Source organism: Sneathiella sp., from assembly GCF_041689005.1.
Classification (GTDB): Bacteria; Pseudomonadota; Alphaproteobacteria; order Sneathiellales; family Sneathiellaceae; genus Sneathiella.
Genome location: NZ_JBDNHC010000036.1, coordinates 1 through 23391 on the forward strand (window position 1 = coordinate 1; position 23391 = coordinate 23391).

The window sequence follows — 23391 nt, forward strand, 5'->3', positions numbered from 1 at the left end:
CGTCGGGGATACACATAGACGCTGATAACGCCTTATCAATCGTCTGAAGAACAGTCACATTCGGCTGGGTAGCCTCGATTGCTGGAGGTGCGATAACCTCATGCTTGGGGAAGTACAACTGCACCAACTCAGGCGATGATGTGGCGTCCAAACAAACCGCTAAACCGTCAAACCAACCGTCCTTAATCTTAGCCCGTCCACCAACATGAACGACCGCGTCACCATCGGCATTTTCACCACGGATCAACCAACCAGATTTTTGTGTCCCATCACTACCGACCAGCACTAGCAGTGCTTTCCAAAAATCAACTCGCAAACGCATACGCCTAATTGCTGCCGATGAAGCCAACGCCTTAAGAAGCTGCTTGCGGGGCATTCCAGGATATACGGGTAAATTAACCACTGTTTGCCATTCAAGCCGAATGGCCTCGGCAACGGCACTGATTGTCAGTTCCCAAAAGTATCGCCCCGCTAGGTTGCCTTCAGGGTTCTCAATGACTGCTTTTGTGGCAGTGTCACGAAGGTGAAGTAGCTTTTTGGTAAGCCTTTTATCGGGCATCAACTTGCCGTCATCATCTTTCGAAAAAACCACGTCCTCAGTCTTCCGGAGGTCTGATACTCGCAAGGCTCGACGATGGCGCTCACCACCAAAAGCGAATTGCTCATCAATAATCAATAATCCCCGAGAATTAAAAGGCGGTTTTTTGTGAAACAACGATGCATGGGGAACCATCACAACATCAAGGGGTTTAAGATTGCCAATTTGACCATAGTACCTGCACGAATGGCGAAACTTGCACTCCTTGACACCGTTGCTACATATACTCGATGCTACCGGAAGACCAGCATCTATACACCCCTGGACACTGTCTGCACGTTTGCACATCGGATGTTCACTGGTTTCCTTGATTTCAAACAGTCTCCCCCGGAACGGCCCGGCTGTCAGCCCAGCATTCTCCGCACGTTCAACTGCCTCATCCGCTAACTTATGTGTCGGCACCGCCAGTATGGCCTTAGTGAGTCGCTGGTAGGCGATACGGGTAGCATCTGAAAGCTTGCTGGCATCATTCGCGTTCTTATCGGCTTTGAGCAAGGCCAGTGCCTTATCACGGACATATTTAATCAGCCTGAATGCCTGTTCGGTTTTGCCTAGGCCAACACCTACAGCTAGACTCAAAACACTCTTTGGTAACGGCCCCGGATCTTCCAATTCACCTAACTCTAGGTCTTTCCAAACCTCATTACGGATTTCTGCGGCTCCAGCTACAGGGTCGTATTCGATGCCGTTTTTCTTTGCTGATTTTCGGGCAGCAGCTTCAAATTTCTCATAGACCTTCCTGTAACAATCCTGATAAGGTTTATTCATTTTTTCCCATTCGGCCAGCGCATCAAAGTGTTGGTCGGCGGCATCCCACATACTCGACTTGATTTCGCGACGCGCCTGTTTGGATGTCAACTTTGCGGCTGGATACTTCGGCACCGTGACAACCTGGCAATACTTACTGACTGCCGTGTCGATGTTCTGGTCAAGGTAGCCATCACTAAGGTAATGAGGGATGTTGGTTCGAGCATCATGTTTCGGAGCCTCATTAATGGCCTCTCGTAAACGCGCCTTGAGCCAATCAATATCTATTTCCCACTCGAACTTTCCATAAACGTAACTGGACGCCGCGGCGATAAGAACATCATGGAAGCGTGACAATCCATCACCATCACCCAAGAACTTAAGTTTTTCTTCAAATCCATGAACCGAGCCTATAGGCCCTTTGCCAATAGTACGGTACGCCTTCGCAATTGCTTCGGGTGGTAATTGTGGCAAAATAACCTCAGTTTTATCCAACTTGACCAATCCTATTCGTTTTGAAAGATGGTCTTGAATACCCTCCTCAAATATAGGTCCAGCGATATAGTGAACCTGAACTGTTTGAAATGGGCGCGGATCGATGGCCGGGGCTTTCAGCGCATGATAGGTCTTCAATTCATCTTGGCCGACAGCCCTATCCAAAATGAACCAAATATGGATGCTCAATGACCCGGTGTCTTTACCTATGCCAGCAGATGATGACAGTTGCCACACGAAACTAATCCCCTGATAACACTCAGGTAGAAATTTTTTACTGGCCCGCTTAACTGTCCCTTCAGGGTCATTTACCAAGTCAATGTCGTCGAGCTGCAACTTGTCGATATCAATCATCAACCAACGGCGTTGGCACTCCTCAAAGTGGGCCTTGTCACCCCACTTGTTGACATCTTTACGTAAGTGAATGACGCCATCAGGGTCGACATGATCGCGTAATGCACCTCTCAGGACTACTGAATTAGGATTTTGGCTGGCCTCATTTAATACCTCGAACAGAGAGGCGATATTGGGCACATCGTGAAATGACAATCCCCACTTCCATTGCGGTTCAAACCCCTGAGTAATTGCCAGAACACCGTCGGCGTTAATCCCGAGGGTCTTCGTAGCAGGTCGACACCCCGTCGCAACTGGCATGACAGTCGGGTTCTGACTAAACGACTTTCTGCGGATGTCTGGCTCAGTGCATCGGGTCATTGGTGCTGGCCGATGCTGCCATCTCACGCTGCTTTTGATTATCTTCACCCTCGAAGTAGAATTGCATACTGAGGATAGCGTCGAGCCGTCGAAGGTGTTGTGGGCAGACACCGACAACATGTTTACCTATCTGACCAATGGGATATATTTCTCGACCAGTCGGCTGGTGGCCGCAAATATGACAACCATTGTGATCGTAATTTGTAGCGGCTTTAATGATCCGTTGAGCAAGCCGTTTATCAACTCGTCGATTATTTTTTGATGTGGTGATGTTTGAGTTGATCATATCAATCCGCCCCTATCCATCTCAAAAAGAACGCCCTACCGTCGGCACTGGTCTTGTCCCATAACCTCAACAGCTTCTGACCTTCAGCCTCGATCAACTCCTCGTCGCCCGTTTCGCGCAGCTTTTTTGCTTGCTGCACTGTATCGACACTGACGTTTAACATTTCAGCAGCCGTGGCTTGGGATGTAGGATTTCCTGTATGCTGATTATCACCTTTCTCAAGGTTGGCTAACTTGTCAGCCACCAACCCACGTTGGCTTGTGGTTAAATGTTTACGGGTCAGGTTGTGTCGGATGACGAACCCTAACGGGTCATCACCTTTATCTTTAACGTAGGTGGACGTCACCTGAGCGTTAGCACAGGCAGCAGCGCGATTGCGACCATCCAGTATCTTGCCTTCAAAGGTAACGATGGGCTGTTCAAGCCCATCGTTACGGATCGAAGCCACAAGCTCCTGAAACGCGCTCCCCTTCATCGTAGGGAACAGATTTGCGTAAGGGTGTGGCAGCATGTTAGAGGTCCCCTTTTTGCTTGAAATGCTCAGGGTAAACTTTCAGTAGAAGTGACTGCTCATGCTCCATGTGCTGATAGTTCGTGATCATGGCTCGACCCTCCCAGCTTGGTGGTAAGCAAGAAGGTCTAGGCGGCGGTACATGATTTTTCCACCTAGTTTTAGATAGGCAGGACCTCGCCCTCGACAGCGAAAAGTTGCCAGGGCGTTTGGTGTGGTTTTGATTTCTTTTGCTGCTTCTTTGCAGGTGAGGATTTCAAAAAGCCAAGCCCGTGTTTCAGGGTCTTGTGAATCAAGACCCAGATCATTAATGGGGCTAAAATGTGGATGGGATAATGGCTCTATTTGAGCGATATCTTTATCGAGTAAACTTTGTCTGGGCATTTCAAGTTCCTACCAATTGTTGTTGGTAGGGTTATAAAATGTCTAAGAAATCTAATCTAAGTACAGAAGTAACCGTTTTTATTTCAGCCGTTTTTTATGGCGCTTTAAAGCTTGCTCGATGTCCAATGCATTTATTGTCATGAAATCATTTGCGGGGCTAAGCATAGCACGACAGAGATCCATGAATGGCCCTTCAGACCGCCCAATATTACTAGAGTAAGTCGCCTCATTGCCAGTTTCTGTTTCATATATCTTGATCAGCTGTAGAAGCATCCCATCCCTGGGATATTCTTCAGGACGACCGGTCTTTGGCCTAAGTGCATTTTTTAAATCTGTAAGAGCTGAAATTAGATGTTCTACATTTGGATTGTCAGAATCAATGCCTTGGTATCTTAGCTGTGTCAAAAGCTCTTCAGAGACCCCGCTGTTTAGTTTGATTTTTGTTAAGGCCATAAGTGTTGCTTTGGTGCCATCGCGGGGATCATCAGAGAGGTTTGGTTTAGTGTATGGGCGAGCATTTAAGACCCTTAAAGGGTCAGCTCCTCTTTTTATTCGAGCAAGCACCTTGCCAGCCTCTTCCCGTACAACCGCATTCGAAGGTGATTGCTCCCAGTAAGATTGCATTCCTTGATAAAGATCAAATGCATCAGCAAGAACTTTTCTCAACACCTTGTTATTCGGGGTGCTGTCGAGCGCACGTTCAGCGGCAAGCAAGCGTTCTTCACTCAATATAAAATCTGTCCGTTTGGTGACGGTCCGTTTTTTTGCACCGCCAAAAACCTTTTGTAAGTTGGTCATAGTTCATCTCGCTTAGGCAGTGCGGTAACATTAGCGGCATCTGAAAACACTTGATCCATTGATCCTAATACAGCACGAAGGCCATCAATATCAGCATGGGCATATCTCTCAGTGACCTTGGTGGTGCTATGTCCCAGTAGTTTTCCTACAGAAAATAAACTCTGGCCGCCGGCAACCAGGAGCGTGGCGAAGGTATGCCGCAAATCATATAGGCGAGTTCCAAATTCATTCTCAATTTCCGCTGTTGCAATGACCCTAGACCACGTTTTTTTAACTTCGCCAATGGGGCGGGTAGGGGACGTTCTGCTAGGGAAAACATACTCACTATGACCGCTTAGTAACTTAATATGATTAAGGAGTGATATAGCATCCTGGGCTATTGGAATATGGTGAAGGCGTTTCTGTTTTGTTGTTGATGCTGGCTTCGACCATACAGCTTCTTCAAGGTCAAGCTGGCTCCACTTCATACGGTAAACTTCTGAAGGTCGAGCCCCTGTAAACATTATCATTCGGATTGCGTTGATGCTGGTGCTATATCTTTGTCCATTCTCTAATTCCACCGCATATAGGGCTTGAATGAGGCGGGAAATTTCGAGCCTGGTAAGAAAACGTTCACGCTCACCTTCCTCATATGGCGTGATAGATGTACCTACAGCAGGGTTCTTGACTACAGCTTTCGGATACCAACCTTGCGCTATGTTGAACATCTTGCGGATGATTTCACGGCGACGATTAGCTTCAGTTTGAGTGGCAGACCCCATAACGTGTAATCGAGAAATATCGTCTTCTGTAATTAGGTCAATTCGCTTATTAGCCAGACCAGGATGCACGGGTGGCTTCTGGCTCTTATAATTGGAGAGACGCTTTCCATATTCACGTTTCTGATCGGGGAGGTCCTTATTGTTGTAAACGGTGTTTCCGAAATCATGTACTTGGGCACTGGTTATAAAGCCAAGGCGGCGAAGTCGGTAAACATCCTGCTCAAACCGGGATTTTTTGAGCAGGGCGTATTCATTCAAATAACGAAGTGATAACTGGTTTAGTGTTGGGATAGATCGAGTTTCTTTGTCGGTGTCTATTCTGGCCTGAATGGATGCTTTTGGATTGCCACCAAGATCGACTTCAGCTCGGAGTTCCTTTGCCTTTTTCCGTGCTGCACTGATCTTAACAGCATCAGTTGCACCCAAGGTCATGCGATACTGGCGACCACCACGACCTCCGACTGAATAACGAAAAATAAAAGTCTTCGCACCATCACGACAACGAAACCCAAATCCATCAACTTCACTGTCCCAAACTGCATCATCCTTCTTGTCAGTAATATACTGAGCAACGAAGGTATCAGTTAGTTTAACTCTGTCTGCTATACGGGGCATCGTTATTTCCTTGTCAGGGTCGTCTCAATAGTCGTTGGGACATACCGGGGACGAACATAGTTGACAATAGTAACAATATTAAGGCATCATAGGCAACTGAAATATGGCGTATTATATAGGATTGGTGGAATAAGTGAAGATGACTATAGAGTAATCTACTGTCTCATAACCTGAAGGTCGTAGGTTCAAATCCTGCCCCCGCAACCAATAATAACAACGGCTTAGCTGAAACACGCTAAGCCGTTTTTTGTTGGCCGGAAGCATAATGGAAGCATGGTAGGGAAGGATAAGTATTTTAAATTTTCGTAGTGGAATTTTTTATTTGTCATTACAGGTATAAATTGCAAGGCTGCTAATTAGGAATTTTATTTTAGCGGTAGAGAAGGTCTACAATATGAAATACACGGTTAATTTTCAATACCGTCCAGCGGATTCCGATCGCCCATTAGACGAAAGTCAGTCAATAGAACTAAGCAATAAAAATGATTCACTTCTCTTACTGCCAAATATTGGCGATCACGTCCTTATGCCATCAGACGATAATATTAACGGCGTCGTTGAAAATAGATTGTTTATGTATTTTGAATCAGACAAAGAAGATTTATGCATAATAAATATAGTCGTGACGGACTCAGAAGTAGATCAAGGGAAATTATTGAAAGAATAGACGATTAGGACTGTCATATTCCGCGGATTGCCAAGATTATAGAAAAAATGAAGTTGGCTTTTTTAGGGTTTGTAAAAGCGTTTAAACTGCCTATTTAAGCGTTCTGGTGTCGCTGAAATTTATTATGCTTGATGGTTAATATAGAGAGTATGGCGCATGAGTGATGATAACAATTTTGATCAAGGCAAACTATTAAAGCTATTTGAAGAAAGCCAAAAATGGTCATCACTCCTTGTGACAATTGATCAAATAGCTGAAGAAAATAAAAAACTTGTTAGAGATTTAGAAAAATACAACGTTAGGTATACAGTTCCACTCTTAGCCGGTCTTTTGACTGTTCCAGAATACCAATCAAATTGTATTAGATTGGAAATACTGGTGGTGCTTGCTGTTCGTTATTGTTCAGGGAAGAGAAAGGCCAACATCGGCCAAGCAGTTCGATGGTTTAACCTAATTGGTAAGTCAAAATGTGCCGCTGCTGAAGATCCAGCAGAGGATGTATTTGTCTCTCTAGTTATTGGTGAACATGAGGACTATCGAATAATTGAAGGTGTATGGGAGGCAGCGGGATTTTATACTGATCTGGTATATCGCGCAGTTAATACCATGCCGAAAAGCGGACGCTTTGGACAGATCAGGCGAAACGTCCATGCAATACTCAAGATTTCAGATATCGTTTGCGAAAAAGCTGGGCTTAATCGATATCAGATAGGAAGTGAGGAGAGGCACAAGCCCTTGTCCAGCCGCTTCCTGCCGGGACGTAATGAACTTTTGAACTGTGTCACCATACCTATCAAGGAACTTGAGCAACATGGTATAAAACCCGGCGATATAGAACCCTTTCTGTTTGACCCAAGTAACAAAGAACGACCCTCCGCTCAGCGTGTGGGAGATTCAAACTTGGAACAACGCCCGTTTGTTTTTTACGAGGAAGATAAGCTAACCGTTACACTTCCATCAGCACTATCAGTTGCGCTTAGAGACTTTGTCATAGCTGAAATCATTGACGGAAATATAGAGAATGAATTTGATCAATGTTTGGCGATTTTATATAAAAATTTGCTTTCAGATACACCTCTCCTAGGAGGTCCAATGAATGTTTCCTTTAATTGGAGAAAAATTGGACAACATAGGATTTCAGAATTCGCTTTTGAGGTTGATGACGGATTTGTTGCTTCCTTTCATCTGTTCCTTCCATCTGTCAGTGTGCATTTAAAGGGGGGATTCAAAGAAAATTTCGAAGATGATGGGACGCTTACAACAGCCATTCAACTGTCAATTGATGGTGCTATCAAAAGCTTTGAAAAGAAAGAATGGTTCAGAGGCGGGCTAGTCCTATTGATTGGGTGTGGCTGGGGAAAAGGTTACGCGACTGAAGGTATTAAAGTTGATCACCCAAAATGGCGTTTCGAGCATATGGCCGTTGCGGATTTGGTTCGTCTAAGTTGGTTGGGTGATATGAATCCTGGATATTTCTGGCGAATCCAAGATGGATTGGAGGCTGTTAAGAGGGCCGGCGTAGAAATACTAAATCCTAACGGTATTCTCAATTTAATTGGCTTCGTTAGAGAGAATGATGGACATTTTGTGCCTCATTCTGAATTACCTGAAGGACCTATTTCGCCAGAAGCGCCGCTATTACTCAATCCACCGATTAACCTTTTGCGCAATGTTCGAATGGATTCTGATCTTGGCTATGACAGACATGGCGCAACTGATGAATCCGGTAAACGTCACTTGATCCAATATACGTCGCCAAATCCTTTTTTTAAAAGTGACACTTCCCAGAAATTATATTCGTCTTTGACTGATGCTAGAGAAGGAAAATTGACTTCGGTATATGAGGGGCATTACCGGCTTTGGCTCCAAGTCGAAGCTCCCCATTTGAAAGATTCAGATGTTACGTTTCGATTATGGGAAATGGGTTCTGAATGGCTTCATCGTATTGGTGGTGAAATTGATAACTATTTCTCTGGTGGTGAGGCGGCTAGGCCAAAACGGATTAATCTAATTTTCAAGGACTCTGAACTGCCTAAGGAATTCAAAGAAAAGTCTACAGAGGAAGCACTAGAAGCGTTATGTACCTTTCAATTCAATGATAACGGTTCCTCGTGTGAAGTAATCTTAGCGGCCGGATTCTTAAAAAGTTTTAGCACAGCCGAGAATATTGCCGAGAGGGTTGTTGCGCGGAAAATGCTTTTTGCGTTTTTGAAATTGCTGAAAATAAAATCAAGTGCTGAAGAAATAGCTCAGCTTGAAAAACTTGTTGTACCCAATAACCAAGCGCGAAGCTTTCATTTGTTTCAGGCTCGCGAGTTCCTTGATTTCGTGAGACATCTGTTGCCAAAAGAGTTAGTTACTGTCGATTCAATCGAAAATGGCATAGCTAGGTTAGGTTTGGCGTGGCGTGTGCGTGATCGGTCTCAAGGAAATATAATTCGTGGGCAAAAAATGTGCACGGGATTTCTCAATAAAATTGTAGATGCTTTGATCTCTGATATCAGATTGGAATTAAAGAGCTTTAATCGCAAAGGTGCATTACTTCGAATAGTAAGTAATATTGAAAAGGCTAGCGCAGAAGAAGATCATTGGAAACGAACATCCGCTGCACTTCTTGGTTTGCACGGAGAAACAAAACAAACAATTGATCAGTACGTACTGCAAGTGTCTAAATTTGCGGGAGCTGGGATTGGTAGTCGTGTTCTGGCGGAAATGGCAGTTTGTGTCTGCCCAACGAATTCTGGTCGTAAACTTTCAGATATAGAATTAACACGACTTATATCGAAAATACTCCTTGTGGTGCAGTTTGGGGGTATTTCCGATGCGATTAGATACAATGCTTTACCACCCGAACTGACATTATCCCCGCTCGGAGATATATTGTTTAAAAACGATTTTGGACGGCTAGTAGTTGAACCGATGCTATCCGAAGTTATCGGTAATAAATTTCTAACAGAAGCTCCATTGCAAACAAAAAATTATGAAGATCCGACCATTTCGCCTGAAATTCGAAGCTCCATTGATAGCGAATTTTGGGAAGCTTGGAAGGAAGAGATGGGTTTTGACCTTGATCAGGCTCGGGAAATCATCGGAGCAATAGAAGATAAGGCTATAGAAAAAAACAGCCCTATTTTGGTACTAAAGCGGAGCGAATTTTTAAACACGGTCTGTGTTGATGGTATTGATGAGAAAGTTGCTAGCCATTTCTTGGAACAATTTACTGTTATATCTCGACCGAATTGGGACAAGCCTCCAAAAGGCTTTGAGTTAAAGGATATTTACCCTTGGCGTTTTGGGCGGCGATTGTCGTTCGTTAGCAGACCTATTTTGCAAATAAATGAAGAAGTTGACTATCAATTGATCATTCCTCCTGCATCATTGCGAAAAAGCTTCGCCTATCTCTTCGACGGAGCATTTAATGGGCGCCTTGAGCAAGCATTTTTTAAAACCTCAAAAATGAAAGATGCTTGGTGGGGGCAAGCAAGAGAAGGACATACTTTTGAGAAAAAAGTTGCGCGAGTTTTAGAAGAAGCCGGTTGGTGTGTCCGTGTAAATATTGGTGTTCCAGAGCTTTTGAATAGTAAAACAGAAGTTGATTTTGGCGATATTGATGTTTTGGCTTGGAGGAACGATACTTGCGAAATTCTGGTGATTGAGTGCAAAGATCTTCAATTAGCGCGAAATTATTCTGAGATAGCATCATTATTGTCTGAATATCAAGGCGAAGAGAAAAACGGAAAGCCTGATAAATTAAAAAAGCATTTGAATCGGGTGTCCATCGTTAACGATAACTCAGTTGCTCTGACCCGGTTTACACAAATCCAAGACCCAAAGGTTTTTTCTTGGCTATGCTGCAGTGGTGATGTACCTATGCAATATACAACTATTGAGGCGTTAAAAAGCACTACTGTTGGCTCAATTTCTGATTTGCTTAAACTCTAATACTCAAATGTCATGTCTATCAACAGAATTTGATATTTAGGTTTCTTTTATTATGTTGGAATCGCTAATTTAAATCTCTTGAAAATGGTCGTACGGTAAACGGCTGACATTTTTAATAGTCGATGGGACGTTTGCGCAACCTATCTACAATGGCTTGGAGCCGTACTTTGTCTTTTTCAAAGGCGGTTTTCGGATGGCTTTCTTTGGGAAGAATTGCCTGATCAAGCCGTTTGCTCGTTATAGGTTGAGTTTTAAGAACCAGCCTATTCTGTGCCCGATCACGACTTTCGAAGAAATTGGTTTCGGCGCAGTTAATCCTATTTGAAATAGTTTGCCCAATATCCTGACCGAACGTTTCGCTGATTTCTTCGTCTGTTAGTTCCAGCACCGCCGCAAGCCCAGCGGCATTACCCGTGATTTGCTGAATGTAGGTTTCTATCTGCTGGTCCCGGAATACTTCCCGTACTTGTTCGGGCACAAGCCCTGAGTGGTAATCGATGAACTTCTTTGAGAGGCATTCCGCAGCGGCTAGCCACAATGGATGCTTACGCTGCCGAGTAACATTTCCGTCTGTCTGAAAATCGTCGAGATAGCGCACTTTCTCAATGGTATCATTGAACAAGTCGCCGACAGAGTTTTCAAGATCGGCAAAGGTCCGAATGTTCCATTTATCCTTGAGTTCCTTTTTCCCGGCTCTCAATTCGACCCGCCAGACATTCTTTGTCGTATCTTTGGGGTTTATTCCCCAAACTCTGAACCAGTAGTAGGTGCGCTGCTCAATAGCCGCTTTTCGCTTGTCATAAACGATTACCTGTCGACCTGGCATTTTACCGACGGTGACGGATTCAGTTCTGCGTCCCCGGAAGACGAGGGCGGCTTTATCCGTATCTGTTTCTTTTGTTTCTCCCTTGCTCCCAAAATACGGCGAGAGTTTAGAGCGATGATGCGAGACGAATTGCATGTGATTAAGCTCGAACATTTCCGGCATAAGAAAATCCATGGCAAAGTCTACACGCCGAATACTCTCTTTCCCGAAACGGCATCCCATTGCATTAAGGGTGTCAAGAATGCGTTCCCTTGTTTCCTGATAGCTGTGGCAGGCGAGGGCGCTCGCATGGGGCTTGACGGCAATGTTCCATTTGCTGGGGTCCGCTGTGTCCTTAAAGCTCCAAATATCCCCCGTGGGCCCGGTATCGAACAGGAAGGCATAACCGCCGGTCAGGCCGTGGGAAGCGATATGCCCCGCAACATTTCCGGGACCGATTGTCATCAATTGCCGTTCCTGCTGCTTCGCCGCTTCCTGCTTGGCTTCGCGAAAGGTCTCCAAAGCCTCTATTGGTAAAGCTCCCAGAAAGGCGACTTCGATAGTATCGAAACCCGCATAGAGTTGTTTGATCTTCATGGTTACGCTCTTTTACGCTCAAGTAATTCTAGAGGGGGGTGTTACAAAGACCCCCCTTTAACGGAACTATTCCGTTGGTTTGTGATCGATGGTTTGTTAGTTGGTGCGCTCCGCGCCGGGGAAGCTTTTAGGGGTTTTGAGGGCGGGGCCGGGAAGCGACCCCTCCCGTGAGAAACAAGACACGGGAGGGGCGGGGAGCCTCACAGCTCCAAAAGAAAACTCAGGTAAATTGAGATTGAGAGGTGTTTGAAACCATATGTGCTTCCGCCCAGGCGATCAGTTCCCGGCGGCGATAACGGATAGAGCGGGAGGAAACCTTTACGAACTTCGGGCCGCCCCCGCGCACCCGCCAGTTCTGCAAGGCGCGGATGGTATAACCCAGAAACTTCGCTGCTTCGGTTTCGTTAATCAGGCTGTCGTAATAGGCCGGGTTTTCAGAATGATCTTTCGGGATAGTATTAACGTTCATGGTATCAAGTCCTTCTCATAAGTTATCGAATGACCTGAATATCGCTAACGCCGTCTTTTGATAAAACTCCCCAACTGTTTTAAATAAACCCCGGACTTTGACCCTTGGGTTTAATCACCTTTAAAAACAAGGGGTTGAGATTCAAAGAAATTAAACCCCTGACTGCGAAAAGATAAAAGTCAGGGGTTTAACTTGCCGGTCGTCCCGGTTTCTTCCAATGCGCAGGGGCATGATCTTTCCAGACGTCATCGAACATATTTTGGGTGAGGTCGGGGATTTCAGACTTCATTGCCTGCCAGCAATCTTCCTTTTTTATTCTCTTATGCGTTTCCGCCAGCTTCGTAATAAGCCGGATGGCCTGTTCCTTTGTTGTCAGGATTTCCGGCTCACTCTCGACAAGAGGCTGAAGTGTCGTCAGCCATTGCTCAAAGGATGTTTTCGAAACAAAGACGGGAGCATCCCCGCGCGTGCTGTATTCGGGCGGGGCGGTCGCAAGGGGAAGGGATACGGAAGCCTCAAAACTCTCGTAGCCTCGCTAAAGCTTCCAGTCGATGATCTGGTCCAGCCCGAACAGCGCCTCTATCTTTTTATCGGCAAATCCACGAAACAGGATTTCCCGTGTCTGCTGCCCGCGCTGATATTGCTCATAATCGGCAATCAGGGTTTCACGGTAGGAGGGAAGGGCGCTTTTCCTGTTTAGAAGCTCCTGCTCCTGTTTTTGAAGCTCGAACAGCCGCAGATTAATCTTTTCTTTCTCGGGTCCCTTTTCCAGCCTGCCGCCTTTCAGCAGTAGTCCGGCTTTTTCAAGCCCTATCGTATCGAGCTGGTCGTTTAGTTCCTTGTGCCGGGTTTTCAGAATGGCCGGATCATCGGACGGGGCGGCGAAGGCTTCCATGCCGGTCCAGTCGTTTCGATACAAATGTCGCCCGAGCCGGTCGAATGCTTGCAACAGAAAATAATGACTATCGAGATCAAATTTGAGTGGCATGGGGTTAAACCCTTCTGGATAAGCAACGTAATTGAGAGGGAATAACCCATAAGGGAAAGAGGCGGAAAAATAAACCATTGGCGCTTATCAGCGTATCAATTCCCTTACGGGATAATGTGAGACATTCCCATACGGGTTTGAGTCAAAAGGAGTAAGGAATATTGCTCATAATCGATTTGAAACATTACGTATCGTATCGTTACGAAGAAATGTGGCTGTCTGTTGTCATGGAAAAGATCAGGCAGTCTCGTAGAGAATATCAACAACCGGGCAGTCCGTCGCGGTTCCGCCCGCGCATTTATCAGCGGCGCTTTCAAGCACGGACCGCAGCCGGATCAACTCTTCTATCTTCCTGTTGATTTCTTTCAAATGCCTGACAGTGACGGACTGCACTTGCTCACACGTTTTATCGTTGTCGATCAAGGATAAGAGCTGGCGTATGTCGCTGATTGAAAATCCGAGAGAGCGCGAACGCATGATAAAGGCCAGCTGCTTCAAATGATCGCGCGAATAACTCCGATGCCCGCCATTGCTTCGCGGCGGCTCCGGCATCAGACCAATTCGCTCGTAGTATCGTATCGTTTCGATATTGCAGCCGGTCTTTCGGGACAGAACCCCAATGCCAAAGTTTTTTATGTTCATCATCAGAATTCCCTTGTACCTGTAGTGACTACAGATTGTAGCATACAGGAATGAAAGACAAAAACCTGCTTAAAATCGGGATCGTCGGGACGGTAATAGCGGCGCTCTGTTGCTTTACGCCACTGCTCGTCATCCTTGTCAGCGCCGTTGGGCTTTCGGCATTTCTGGGAATGCTGGACATTGTATTACTGCCCGCATTGGCAATATTTATAGGAATTACGGGTTACGCTTTATGGAAACTCAATCACAAAACATCGAACTGACGTCGATCCTTACCTGTCCGGAATGCGGGCATAGCGAAGCGGAAACCATGCCGACGGATGCTTGCCAGTGGTTTTATGAATGCAAGGGTTGCGGTCTTCTCCTAAAGCCCAAGGCGGGGGACTGCTGCGTCTATTGTTCCTATGGCACGGTTCCATGTCCGCCGATACAACAGGGCCAAAATTGTTGCGGCACCGATGAGGGCGGCGCAGATCAAAGCTGAAACTTGAGCTGGCCATTGACCGGCTCAATCCCTGCTGAAACTGTTATGGAAAAATCATTTTCCCATACGTAACGATACGTAACCTATCCAATCCATATCATACAAAATAATCCGGGTAATTATGCGGTTGCGCCGCCCTTCAACAGCCTCGCCAGCTCAGTCGATACGCGTTCGGCGGCATTCTGCATGGGATCATCGGCAAGATGGGCATAACGGGCGGTGGTCTGCACCTGACTGTGCCCGAGCAGCTTGCCAATCATGGGAAGGCTTTCGCCCGATCCTACAGCGATTGAGGCGAAGGAGTGTCGGAGATCATGGAGCCGCACATCTTCAAGTCCTGCCGCCTTTCTTATCCGCCGCCATGGCTTCTGCATATCGGTGATATGGGAGCCGGGAAGCTTCCCGGTAATGACGTAGGGGTTATCTTCGATACGCTCAATATTTGTGAGAACTTCCAGAGCCGCCGGTCCAAGATAGACCCGTTTCGCGCCCGTCTTGGAATCCGGTAGGAAAGCGGAGTTGCCTTTGACATATTCCCATTTGAGGGTTTGTATCTCGCCGAGGCGGCAGCCCGTGAGGGTCAACAACCGAATGCAGTTAATCGCTGATTGCGATTCAATGCCTTCCGCTTCCAGATCGGCAAGGGTCTGGCCGAGCCGGGAAAGCTCCTCGCCGCTCAAATACCGTTCGCGCTTTTTCTCCTCATATTTTTTGACATGGCGGCAGGGGTTTGTCCCTTCGGGCCGGAGGCCCCAGACTTCGGCCTGATTGAACATGACCGAGAGAACGCCCAATGTCCGGTTCGCCTGATAGGGCTTGTCCCTATGCTTGTGATGAAGATCGGCAATATCGCTTCGCTGCACTTCCTCTACCTGTACCGTTCCAAAGGCGGGTTTGATAAAAAGGTCCATGCAGCGCCGATATTCCTTCGCCGTACTTTCCCGGCAATGGGACGGCACATAATCGGACATAAAGCGGTCGCAAAGTTCCGAGACGAGAGCGGCCCCGCGCTTGCGCTTGGCTTCCTCAGCAGGGTTTGACCCATGGGCAACGCCACCAAGCAGCTCACGGGCCTTCTCCTTGGCTTTTTCGGCGGTTACCGTGCCGTATCGCCCCAGCCCCTTGCGCCGGGTGCGTCCGCCGCCGTCGCGATATTGAATGAGGAAGGTCTTGCGCCCGGAGGGCAGCACCCGCAGCCCATAGCCGGGCAGGGTTTCATCCCAGACAAAGTAGTCTTTTTCTTTTACCAAGAGGCCGTCAATGGTACGCTTGTTCAATCTCATATTCGCTTCCATACATCATTCCGGAAGCATAATGGAAGCATTTGACAGCGAAAATCAAGATATTTGTGAGAGACAGGGCGTAACGAATATATAAAATAAGATAATTATAACAATGGTATATGACCATATAGGCCACCATATGACAGATCCTGATAATACCAGAAATCTAACTCATAACCTGAAGGTCGCAGGTTCAAATCCTGCCCCCGCAACCAAAACTATTCTGTCCTTGCAAGTTAAATTACTACGCCCCCTGCAACCGATAGTGAAGTGCCCTCTGGGGCACTTTCGTGCTTATGAGACCCTTCAGAGAACGGCTGCGCGTTCCCGTTGCATCCCTCCGGCCTTGGCTCTTCCAGGGTATTGAACCCGTTTCAGAGCCATTCAACCCGTATCGCGGGATTGTACCCCTTACGGGAGACTAAGCTCTCCCTGCGCCCATCGACATGGGCGGCGGTCCGGACCCCAAGACCCTTGCCAACGCTATTGGAGCCATTTCATGGAGACGACTTCATCGCGAGCAAAGAGAGTTCCTGCTCTTTAGAAACCTGACCAACCGTTCGCGTTTTGGATGCGCGTTAAGCCGTCAGCACTGGCAGCCCAGGAATTCGTCTTCACTGTTCGGACAAGCCAATTCCTGCCTGGGAAAACCCATTTTATCGCCGTCAAATTCGGCCAAGAATCCGCCATTGGCCCAGCACCATTTGCCGTCGCACATCACGGTGTGTAAGGCATCGAAGGAGCGTCCCAAATAGAGCGTTTCCTTTTCACGTGTCACAGAAGAACCTGCTCCGGCTTCATGAAAACGGGATACCGGATATTGGGACTGTAAAACGTAGCCGGATTTGTTGCAACTCATAGACCAACTGTGATTGCCGCTGACATGATTGTAGTCTTCAGCTGACGCTGTTAAAGTAAGCAGACATACGGCCTCAATGATTGTTGCCAATATTATTGATTTCAACTTCATCCGGAAAAAACCTAAATGCCAAGTGATGCATGTTTCCTGTTCAGAAGTTATGTCATAATTTTTGCACACGCTAGGTAGATCTTTCATGTAGTATGAATTAGGTAACCACCACTTTTTCCAAGGATAAAACGATGACGATTGAACGTATTGGGGCCGGGTCCCGCATGAGCCAGGCTGTTGTCCATGGCGACACGATTTATCTGGCGGGTCAGGTCGGCGCGCCGGGGGAGAGTGCCGCCGCACAGACCAAAGCCATCTGTGCAGCTATCGAGGGATTGCTGGCAAAAGCTGGAAGCAGCAAATCGAAGATGCTGCAGGCAACAATCTGGTTGTCCGATATGGCATATTTCAGTGAAATGAATGCGGTCTGGGATGCCTGGATCGATCCGCAAAACCCCCCGACGCGCGCCTGCGGGGAAAGTAAGCTGGCAACGCCTGATTACAAGGTCGAGATTATTATTGTGGCGGCAAAATAGGCAGGGCTTGCGGCGGTGCTCGTCGCCGCCAGAGCGAGACGACCAAGCCCGAAACGACTAGCACAGTTCCGGTGGCGTCCTGCCAGGTCAGCGGCTGATTGATGAACAGGGCGCCGAAAAGGGCCGCACTGATTGGACTCAACCCCAGGAAAACGGTGACGTTCGATGGCAGCGTATGGGAGAGTCCATAGAGCCAGCAGAAATAGCCAACCGCACTTGCAAAGCCGATGAACAGCAGCACGAGCCAGACGTGGAGTGTGAAATGCGGCAGGGTGGTCAGCATGCCTTCGGTGACAGCCAGCCCGCAGAGGAAAATCACCGAGGCCAGCATGGCAAGCGTACTGATCTGGAGGGTCGGGTATCGCTTGAGGTATGGTCCGTAAAAAATTGAGCAAACCGCTCCTGAAAGCGCACTTAAAAAGGCGGCGGAAATGCCAAGCCAGCCATCAGCCCCAATATTTTCCGAAAAAGCCGTGGCACCGACAGCAAACCCGACACCGACGATGGTTAGCGTGATGCCGATCAGTTTGCGCGACGTGAAAGCTTCCCGGCCGAGCAGGATAGCGATCGTCATCGTCAGCAGGGGCAGGGTTGCGAAAATAAGCACTGCCAGTCCGACCTCGATATAGATCACGGAAAAATTAAGCAGCATGATCAATACAGCAAACTGAAAAATGCCAAGGAGGGCAAGGGGCAGGAAATCTGTCAACGGGACGCGTATCCAGGAAGTTCGGAGCGCGAATGGTAACAACAGCAGGGCGCCGATCAGGTAGCGGATGAAGGCAATGGTGATCGGCCCCGCCGCCTCGACGATTGAGCCCGTTGCAACCAGCGCCACGCCAACAAGAATCCCACTGATGCCCGCCGCGAACAGGGCGGGAACCTCCCGGGTCACAGCTGAAGATCCCAGTTCTGGCCAATGAGGTCGCATCCGAAACTGTGATGCGCTTCTTCATCCATTAACTCGAATCCGGCTTCCTCGTATAAATGGATTGCCGCGCCCAGGATGCTGTTCGTCCAGAGAGTGACTGTTTCATAGTGATTATATCGGGCGAAATCGAGGCATTCTTCGATAAGTTTGCGGCCAACTCCCTGACCCCTGGTGCTGGGCTCGACGTAGAGCAATCTCAGTTTCGCAACCCTGTCAGTTTTTCGAACAAGAAAGATGGAGCCGAGAATGTCTCCGTCCCGCTCGGCAATCCAGCAATGCTCCGTTTTTGGATCATGGCTCTCTAGAAATTCGCCGGCAACCTTTGCGACCAGAGCTTCGAACGTCTCATCAAACCCGTATTCCTCGAAATAAAGCTGGCCGTGGCGACGGATAATCCAGCCGATATCACCGGGCTGGTGGCTGCGAATGGTAAAAGAGGCCGGGGCACCGTCAGCTTCGCCGAAAGTTTCAAGTATGGTCTTCATGGCCGCAAGGAGTTTTAGCTGCTCCTGATCCGAGAGCGGATTGAGCAACTCCGCCACTTCATCACGGGAGGCCTTGGTATAGGGTGTAAAGTCAGTTCGCCCTTTTTCAGTCAGGGCGAGCAGCCACTGGCGGCCATCCTCTTCGCTGCGAGTAGACTTCAGCAGGCCTGCAGTTCTAAATTTTTTTAATATTCGGCTGAGATATGCCGGATCAAGGGAAAGCTCCCTGACAAGATCAATTGCTGTCAGTCGGTCATGGGCATTCAATTCATATAGAATACGCATTTCTGTGAGGGAATATTTACTCTTTAGGAGGCCCTCGTTAAGGGCACCTACCTGCTTGGTATAAAAGCGGTTAAAACGTCGAACCGCGTCAATCCGGGTTTCTGAAATATCCATAGTTCCTTCCAGTCTCGTTCCAGAATGCCAAAATAGTTGACTAAGTCAACTAAAATGATGAAGGGAGAGGAGTTACCGGGGCAGGATAAAGGGCTTCAGGCTTCTCTGGAAATTTTCAATAAATTCCTGCATCAGGAGCGACCGAGGATGATACTTTGGATAGAGAATATCCAACCGAAACGGGAGTTGTGGCTCAAACGGGCGGGAGACAAGACCATGGCCGATATATTCTGCCGCATCGATTGAGCTGACAATGGCAATTCCAACTTCCCGCTCTGCCATGATACAGGCCGTAGCAAACTGTCGGACTTCGACACGTTGATTGAGCACAGCCCCGGCATTGTCAAAGGCCGCCTTGACGGCGTGGTAAAAGCGGTTTTGTCGGTCCTGGACGATCATCGGTAGGCCGTCAAGATCTTTTGCTGTGATGACGGACTGGCGGGCGAGGGGATGGCGAGAGGACAGGGCGCAAACTGTCCGAATGTTTAGGGCCTCATGATGAACTGCGTTATGCCCTTCGAATTCATCAGCGATTCCAATGTCATACTGCTGTGCGGCGATCCATTCCCGGACCCGGGCGGAACTGCGGGTTTGGATCGACATGGTCACGTCTGGCCGATCCACAAGGAACTCGGCAACGACACGGGGCAGTAGCGAGGTGGCAAACCCGGGCAGGCAGGCGATCCGCAGATGGCCCGCCTTCTGGTTACGGATGTCCGCTGCCAGTTTCGAGATATGGTCAAGATTGGTAATCGCCCGATCGACCTCTGTGAAGAGGAATTCAGCTTCCGACGTCGGATACAGGCGCCCCTGACGCCGCTCGAACAAGGGGATTGCAAGGGCTTTCTCAAGACTGGCAATCAACCGACTGACAGCCGGTTGACTGATGTTGAGCATGTTTGCCGCCGAAGTCACGCCGCCCGCCATGATAACGGCCCGGAAAGCTTCGAGTTGTCTGAGTCGATTCATAACTCTCCATATTTTTTTTGAATTCCATATCATCATGTTATGGACCCATACCCAAATATTATCATCAAACTGCAGATTTGCTAATTCTTTGCTGAGATTCCGGCACTGTCATTAAACCGTCATTGATAGACTTGCAAATACCGGTACTCTGATGGGGGAGAAGGGTTGTCTCCATTAGAAAATTAAATTCAGGCTTCGATAGATATCGGCGGCCGTTTCAATCAACCTTGTAGGGAAAATATAATGTCAATATTTAAAAAGCTTTTTGCGCCGGTCGTGCTTGCCACGATGGCCAGCAGCATTGGCCTCGCGTCGGCTGCAACTGAAATTCAATGGTGGCATGCCATGGGCGGCGTCAATGGGGAGCGGGTCAATAAGATTGCCGAAGATTTCAATGCGACCCAATCCGACTACAAAGTTGTGCCGACTTTCAAGGGCAACTATACTGAAACAATGACGGCAGCGGTAGCGGCCTTTCGGGCGAAAAAGCAGCCGCATATCGTGCAGGTGTTCGAAGTTGGAACGGCATCGATGATGGCGGCGAAAGGCGCAATTTATCCGGTCGAACAGATGATGAAGGATGCCGGGGAGCCGTTCGACAAGTCCGATTATTTGCCTGCTGTAATCAGTTATTACCAGACCTCGGATGGGGAATTGCTGTCGATGCCGTTCAACAGCTCCACACCAGTTATGTGGTATAACAAGGATGCTCTGGACAAGGCAGGTGTGGCCGAGGTTCCCAAGACCTGGCCGGAAGTGGAAGCCGCGTCGAAGAAGCTGGTCGACGCCGGTTATAAATGCGGCTTTTCGTTCGGCTGGCAATCCTGGGTCATGATCGAGAATTTCGGCTCATGGCATAATATTCCCATGGGAACCGAGGAAAACGGGTTCAAAGGACTGGACACCAAATTCACGTTTAATAACGATGCCGTCAAAATGCATATGGCAAATTTGGAAAAATGGTCCAAGGAGAAGCTGTTTGTCTATGGCGGTCGCCGCGGCGACAGCCTGCCGATGTTCACCAATGGGGACTGCGGCATGTGGATGAATTCGTCGTCTTACTACGGAGCCATCAAGAGCCAGGCGAAATTCAAATTTGGCCAAGCTATGTTGCCCTACTATCCAAGTATCATCGACAGCCCACAGAATTCCATTATCGGCGGGGCGACACTCTGGGTTTTGAAAGGCAAGGATCAGGGCGACTATAAAGGTGTTGCCAAGTTCCTGACCTATCTTTCCTCCCCAAAAGTACAGGCATGGTGACATCAGGAAACCGGCTATGTGCCGATTACCAAGGCGGCGTATGAGCTGTCGAAAGAACAGGGTTTTTATAAGGAAAACCCTGGCACCGATACGGCGATCAAGGAACTCAGCCTGAATGAGCCTACTCCCAACTCCCGGGGCATCCGGTTTGGTAATTTCGTCCAGATACGCGACATTATCAATGATCAGATGGAAGCGATCTGGAGCGGGAAGAAATCAAGCTCTGAGGCGATGGACGATGCCGTCGAACTCGGCGATGCCCAGCTCCGTAAATTTGAATCGGCAAATAAATAAGCTGATTTAAAAATAATCGGTTATTCTCCCGTAGCGGCTGTCGGCTGCTGCGGGAGATATCGAACAGGGGTAGTTCATGCTGAAAAAAGTTCATTTCGGCCCTTCAGTGTTACCGTTTCTGTTGGTAATGCCGCAGATAATTGTGACGCTTGTTTTCTTTATTTGGCCGGCGGGACAGGCCCTGTACCAATCCTTGCTAATACAGGATGCGTTTGGCCTCAAGACGGAATTCGTCTGGTTCCAGAATTTCATTTTACTGTTTCATGAAGAACAATATTGGGGAGCGTTCGAGCGGACAATCGTCTTCTCCGCCGCCGTTGCGTTCATCTCCATGTCATTCGCCCTGATGCTGGCGGTTATGGCCGACCGGGTGATTAAGGGCTCAGGGATATACCGGACGCTGCTGATCTGGCCCTATGCGGTTGCTCCGGTGACGGCGGGCGCTCTTTGGGTATTTATGTTCAACCCCACCCTAGGTATTCTGACTTATTTTCTTGCGGTGTTCGGCTATGACTGGAACCATAATATCAACGGTGATCAGGCGATGGCTCTGGTGGTCATGGCGGCGGCCTGGAAACAGATTGCCTATAACTTCCTGTTTTTCCTCGCTGGACTGCAATCGATCCCGAAATCCCTGATTGAGGCGGCAGCGATTGACGGGGCGGGGCCCTTCCGCCGTTTCTGGGATATCATATTTCCACTTCTGTCGCCGACGACCTTCTTCCTGCTGGTGGTCAATATCGTCTACGCCTTCTTTGAGACATTTGGCATCATCCATGTGGTAACCGCCGGTGGTCCGGCGAGCGCGACAACGATCCTGGTCTACAAGGTGTTCAACGACGGGTTCGTCGGACTGGACCTTGGCGGTTCGGCGGCGCAATCGGTGATCCTGATGATCATCGTGGTCAGCCTGACGGTTGTGCAGTTTAAGTATGTCGAGAAGAAGGTGTCCTACTGATGATTGAAAACCGGCCCCTGCTTACCATATTTTCCCATCTCATTCTGATTCTCGGCATTGCCATGGTGGCCTTTCCAATCTGGATTACCTTTGTGGCCGCCACGCATAACGAGCTACGGATGACGCAGGTTCCGCTTCCCCTGCTGCCCGGCGGACATTTCTTTGAGAACCTCAGCCTTGCGCTGAACAAAGGGCTTTCGGGCGGAAATGGTCAGGGGGTCGCGGGCATGCTGTTTAACAGCCTGGTGATGGCGATGATGATTGCCGTCGGCAAGATCTCGATTTCCCTGCTGTCGGCCTTTGCCATCGTCTATTTTAACTTCCGATTTCGGATGTTTTTCTTCTGGATGATCTTCATTACGCTGATGCTGCCAGTGGAGGTCAGGATCCTGCCAACCTATGAGGTAGTCGCCAATCTCGGCATGCTCGATACCTATTGGGGGCTGTCGATACCGCTGATCGCCTCTGCGACGGCAACCTTCATGTTCCGGCAGGTCTTCCTGACCATACCCGATGAACTGCTGGAGGCGGCTCGGGTGGATGGCGCGGGACCGATGCGGTTCTTCTGGGACATTCTGATCCCGATGTCGCGCACCAATATTGCCGCCCTGTTCGTGATTCTGTTCATTTATGGCTGGAACCAGTATCTGTGGCCGCTGCTGATCACATCGGACGTTCACATGTATACGGTTGTTATGGGCATCAAGCAGATGCTGGAATCCGCTGAACAAGCACCTGAATGGAATGTGATCATGATGACGGCATTGTTGGCGATGGTGCCGCCGGTCTGCGTCGTGATTTTTATGCAGAACCTGTTCGTCAAGGGCCTGACGGAAACCGAGAAGTAGGAAGAGAAGAAA

The 23391-nt window shown here is 48.3% G+C and carries 21 protein-coding genes and 2 pseudogenes; 8 read left to right on the forward strand and 15 right to left on the reverse strand.

Annotated elements, in window-relative coordinates:
* From ACESNI_RS04485 to ACESNI_RS04510, 6 genes and pseudogenes are all read right to left on the reverse strand, one after another.
* A pseudogene (locus tag ACESNI_RS04485) lies at positions 1-2389 on the reverse strand (hypothetical protein); the annotation flags it as partial.
* Between the two features lie 148 nt (positions 2390-2537).
* Positions 2538-2840: a hypothetical protein gene (locus ACESNI_RS04490; RefSeq protein ID WP_373085279.1), complete on the reverse strand. Its 303-nt coding sequence runs from the start codon at positions 2838-2840 to the stop codon at positions 2538-2540.
* Between the two features lies 1 nt (position 2841).
* On the reverse strand, positions 2842-3351 hold the full coding sequence (locus tag ACESNI_RS04495) for a ParB N-terminal domain-containing protein (protein WP_373085280.1): 510 nt from the start codon (positions 3349-3351) through the stop codon (positions 2842-2844).
* Positions 3352-3438: 87 nt separating this feature from the next.
* Complete coding sequence (locus tag ACESNI_RS04500) at positions 3439-3735, reverse strand: hypothetical protein (protein WP_373085281.1); 297 nt, start codon at positions 3733-3735, stop codon at positions 3439-3441.
* A 78-nt stretch (positions 3736-3813) separates the two neighbouring features.
* Positions 3814-4533, reverse strand: a complete 720-nt coding sequence (locus tag ACESNI_RS04505) for a hypothetical protein (protein WP_373085282.1) — start codon at positions 4531-4533, stop codon at positions 3814-3816.
* Positions 4530-5909 carry a tyrosine-type recombinase/integrase gene (locus tag ACESNI_RS04510; protein WP_373085283.1) on the reverse strand — a complete coding sequence of 460 codons (1380 nt, stop codon included), beginning with the start codon at positions 5907-5909 and terminating at the stop codon, positions 4530-4532. Before ACESNI_RS04510 ends, ACESNI_RS04505 begins: the two co-directional genes overlap by 4 nt.
* Positions 5910-6303: 394 nt before the next feature.
* Here ACESNI_RS04510 and ACESNI_RS04515 point away from each other — a divergent pair, with 394 nt between their 5' ends.
* Both ACESNI_RS04515 and ACESNI_RS04520 read left to right on the forward strand, forming a co-directional pair.
* Positions 6304-6576, forward strand: a complete 273-nt coding sequence (locus ACESNI_RS04515) for a hypothetical protein (protein ID WP_373085284.1) — start codon at positions 6304-6306, stop codon at positions 6574-6576.
* A 156-nt stretch (positions 6577-6732) separates the two neighbouring features.
* The gene (locus ACESNI_RS04520) at positions 6733-10518 is read left to right on the forward strand and encodes a hypothetical protein (RefSeq protein WP_373085285.1); all 3786 of its coding nucleotides are present in this window, start codon (positions 6733-6735) and stop codon (positions 10516-10518) included.
* A 112-nt stretch (positions 10519-10630) separates the two neighbouring features.
* Here ACESNI_RS04520 and ACESNI_RS04525 read toward each other — a convergent pair whose 3' ends face one another.
* The 4 genes from ACESNI_RS04525 to ACESNI_RS04540 all read right to left on the reverse strand — a co-directional run bounded on the left by ACESNI_RS04525 (position 10631) and on the right by ACESNI_RS04540 (position 14022).
* Positions 10631-11920 carry a hypothetical protein gene (locus ACESNI_RS04525; RefSeq protein WP_373085287.1) on the reverse strand — a complete coding sequence of 430 codons (1290 nt, stop codon included), beginning with the start codon at positions 11918-11920 and terminating at the stop codon, positions 10631-10633.
* 220 nt (positions 11921-12140) lie between these two features.
* Entirely contained in the window at positions 12141-12389 is a 249-nt protein-coding gene (locus ACESNI_RS04530) for a helix-turn-helix domain-containing protein (protein WP_373085289.1), read from the reverse strand.
* A gap of 535 nt (positions 12390-12924) precedes the next feature.
* Positions 12925-13377, reverse strand: a complete 453-nt coding sequence (locus ACESNI_RS04535) for a hypothetical protein (protein WP_373085290.1) — start codon at positions 13375-13377, stop codon at positions 12925-12927.
* Positions 13378-13614: 237 nt separating this feature from the next.
* On the reverse strand, positions 13615-14022 hold the full coding sequence (locus ACESNI_RS04540; protein ID WP_373085291.1) for a helix-turn-helix domain-containing protein: 408 nt from the start codon (positions 14020-14022) through the stop codon (positions 13615-13617).
* A 47-nt stretch (positions 14023-14069) separates the two neighbouring features.
* On the opposite strand from ACESNI_RS04540, the gene merF reads away from it, so the two are divergent.
* On the forward strand, positions 14070-14282 hold the full coding sequence (gene merF, locus ACESNI_RS04545) for a mercury resistance system transport protein MerF (RefSeq protein ID WP_373085293.1): 213 nt from the start codon (positions 14070-14072) through the stop codon (positions 14280-14282).
* Positions 14252-14503 carry a GDCCVxC domain-containing (seleno)protein gene (locus tag ACESNI_RS04550; RefSeq protein WP_373085295.1) on the forward strand — a complete coding sequence of 84 codons (252 nt, stop codon included), beginning with the start codon at positions 14252-14254 and terminating at the stop codon, positions 14501-14503. The genes merF and ACESNI_RS04550 overlap by 31 nt, the downstream gene beginning before the upstream one ends.
* 119 nt (positions 14504-14622) lie before the next feature.
* Here ACESNI_RS04550 and ACESNI_RS04555 read toward each other — a convergent pair whose 3' ends face one another.
* Positions 14623-15786: a tyrosine-type recombinase/integrase gene (locus tag ACESNI_RS04555; protein ID WP_373085296.1), complete on the reverse strand. Its 1164-nt coding sequence runs from the start codon at positions 15784-15786 to the stop codon at positions 14623-14625.
* Positions 15787-16372: 586 nt separating this feature from the next.
* Positions 16373-16756: a hypothetical protein gene (locus ACESNI_RS04560; RefSeq protein WP_373085298.1), complete on the reverse strand. Its 384-nt coding sequence runs from the start codon at positions 16754-16756 to the stop codon at positions 16373-16375.
* 131 nt (positions 16757-16887) lie between these two features.
* Here ACESNI_RS04560 and ACESNI_RS04565 point away from each other — a divergent pair, with 131 nt between their 5' ends.
* Complete coding sequence (locus ACESNI_RS04565; protein WP_373085299.1) at positions 16888-17232, forward strand: RidA family protein; 345 nt, start codon at positions 16888-16890, stop codon at positions 17230-17232.
* On the opposite strand, the gene ACESNI_RS04570 is transcribed toward ACESNI_RS04565, so the two are convergent.
* From ACESNI_RS04570 to ACESNI_RS04580, 3 genes are all read right to left on the reverse strand, one after another.
* Positions 17213-18127, reverse strand: a complete 915-nt coding sequence (locus tag ACESNI_RS04570) for a DMT family transporter (protein ID WP_373085300.1) — start codon at positions 18125-18127, stop codon at positions 17213-17215. The two genes, ACESNI_RS04565 and ACESNI_RS04570, sit on opposite strands and share 20 nt — an antisense overlap.
* The gene (locus tag ACESNI_RS04575; RefSeq protein WP_373085301.1) at positions 18124-19047 is read right to left on the reverse strand and encodes a GNAT family N-acetyltransferase; all 924 of its coding nucleotides are present in this window, start codon (positions 19045-19047) and stop codon (positions 18124-18126) included. The genes ACESNI_RS04570 and ACESNI_RS04575 overlap by 4 nt, the downstream gene beginning before the upstream one ends.
* Positions 19048-19119: 72 nt before the next feature.
* Positions 19120-20016 carry a LysR substrate-binding domain-containing protein gene (locus tag ACESNI_RS04580; protein ID WP_373085302.1) on the reverse strand — a complete coding sequence of 299 codons (897 nt, stop codon included), beginning with the start codon at positions 20014-20016 and terminating at the stop codon, positions 19120-19122.
* Between the two features lie 243 nt (positions 20017-20259).
* Here ACESNI_RS04580 and ugpB point away from each other — a divergent pair.
* The 3 genes and pseudogenes from ugpB to ugpE all read left to right on the forward strand — a co-directional run bounded on the left by ugpB (position 20260) and on the right by ugpE (position 23379).
* A pseudogene (ugpB, locus tag ACESNI_RS04585) lies at positions 20260-21573 on the forward strand (sn-glycerol-3-phosphate ABC transporter substrate-binding protein UgpB).
* 76 nt (positions 21574-21649) lie between these two features.
* Positions 21650-22531 (forward strand): sn-glycerol-3-phosphate ABC transporter permease UgpA, encoded by an 882-nt coding sequence (gene ugpA, locus ACESNI_RS04590; RefSeq protein ID WP_373085303.1) that lies wholly within the window; start codon positions 21650-21652, stop codon positions 22529-22531.
* Entirely contained in the window at positions 22531-23379 is an 849-nt protein-coding gene (ugpE, locus tag ACESNI_RS04595) for a sn-glycerol-3-phosphate ABC transporter permease UgpE (RefSeq protein ID WP_373085304.1), read from the forward strand. The genes ugpA and ugpE overlap by 1 nt, the downstream gene beginning before the upstream one ends.
* The last annotated feature ends 12 nt before the right edge of the window (positions 23380-23391 follow it).

What these genes read in the sequence shown, in the direction of transcription:
- ACESNI_RS04490 (WP_373085279.1), bottom strand. Translation starts at nt 2,840, where the DNA reads ATGATCAACTCAAACATCACCACATCAAAAAATAATCGACGAGTTGAT.
- ACESNI_RS04495 (WP_373085280.1), bottom strand. Translation starts at nt 3,351, where the DNA reads ATGCTGCCACACCCTTACGCAAATCTGTTCCCTACGATGAAGGGGAGC.
- ACESNI_RS04500 (WP_373085281.1), bottom strand. Translation starts at nt 3,735, where the DNA reads ATGCCCAGACAAAGTTTACTCGATAAAGATATCGCTCAAATAGAGCCA.
- ACESNI_RS04505 (WP_373085282.1), bottom strand. Translation starts at nt 4,533, where the DNA reads ATGACCAACTTACAAAAGGTTTTTGGCGGTGCAAAAAAACGGACCGTC.
- ACESNI_RS04510 (WP_373085283.1), bottom strand. Translation starts at nt 5,909, where the DNA reads ATGCCCCGTATAGCAGACAGAGTTAAACTAACTGATACCTTCGTTGCT.
- ACESNI_RS04515 (WP_373085284.1), top strand. Translation starts at nt 6,304, where the DNA reads ATGAAATACACGGTTAATTTTCAATACCGTCCAGCGGATTCCGATCGC.
- ACESNI_RS04520 (WP_373085285.1), top strand. Translation starts at nt 6,733, where the DNA reads ATGAGTGATGATAACAATTTTGATCAAGGCAAACTATTAAAGCTATTT.
- ACESNI_RS04525 (WP_373085287.1), bottom strand. Translation starts at nt 11,920, where the DNA reads ATGAAGATCAAACAACTCTATGCGGGTTTCGATACTATCGAAGTCGCC.
- ACESNI_RS04530 (WP_373085289.1), bottom strand. Translation starts at nt 12,389, where the DNA reads ATGAACGTTAATACTATCCCGAAAGATCATTCTGAAAACCCGGCCTAT.
- ACESNI_RS04535 (WP_373085290.1), bottom strand. Translation starts at nt 13,377, where the DNA reads ATGCCACTCAAATTTGATCTCGATAGTCATTATTTTCTGTTGCAAGCA.
- ACESNI_RS04540 (WP_373085291.1), bottom strand. Translation starts at nt 14,022, where the DNA reads ATGATGAACATAAAAAACTTTGGCATTGGGGTTCTGTCCCGAAAGACC.
- merF (WP_373085293.1), top strand. Translation starts at nt 14,070, where the DNA reads ATGAAAGACAAAAACCTGCTTAAAATCGGGATCGTCGGGACGGTAATA.
- ACESNI_RS04550 (WP_373085295.1), top strand. Translation starts at nt 14,252, where the DNA reads ATGGAAACTCAATCACAAAACATCGAACTGACGTCGATCCTTACCTGT.
- ACESNI_RS04555 (WP_373085296.1), bottom strand. Translation starts at nt 15,786, where the DNA reads ATGAGATTGAACAAGCGTACCATTGACGGCCTCTTGGTAAAAGAAAAA.
- ACESNI_RS04560 (WP_373085298.1), bottom strand. Translation starts at nt 16,756, where the DNA reads ATGAAGTTGAAATCAATAATATTGGCAACAATCATTGAGGCCGTATGT.
- ACESNI_RS04565 (WP_373085299.1), top strand. Translation starts at nt 16,888, where the DNA reads ATGACGATTGAACGTATTGGGGCCGGGTCCCGCATGAGCCAGGCTGTT.
- ACESNI_RS04575 (WP_373085301.1), bottom strand. Translation starts at nt 19,047, where the DNA reads ATGGATATTTCAGAAACCCGGATTGACGCGGTTCGACGTTTTAACCGC.
- ACESNI_RS04580 (WP_373085302.1), bottom strand. Translation starts at nt 20,016, where the DNA reads ATGAATCGACTCAGACAACTCGAAGCTTTCCGGGCCGTTATCATGGCG.
- ugpA (WP_373085303.1), top strand. Translation starts at nt 21,650, where the DNA reads ATGCTGAAAAAAGTTCATTTCGGCCCTTCAGTGTTACCGTTTCTGTTG.
- ugpE (WP_373085304.1), top strand. Translation starts at nt 22,531, where the DNA reads ATGATTGAAAACCGGCCCCTGCTTACCATATTTTCCCATCTCATTCTG.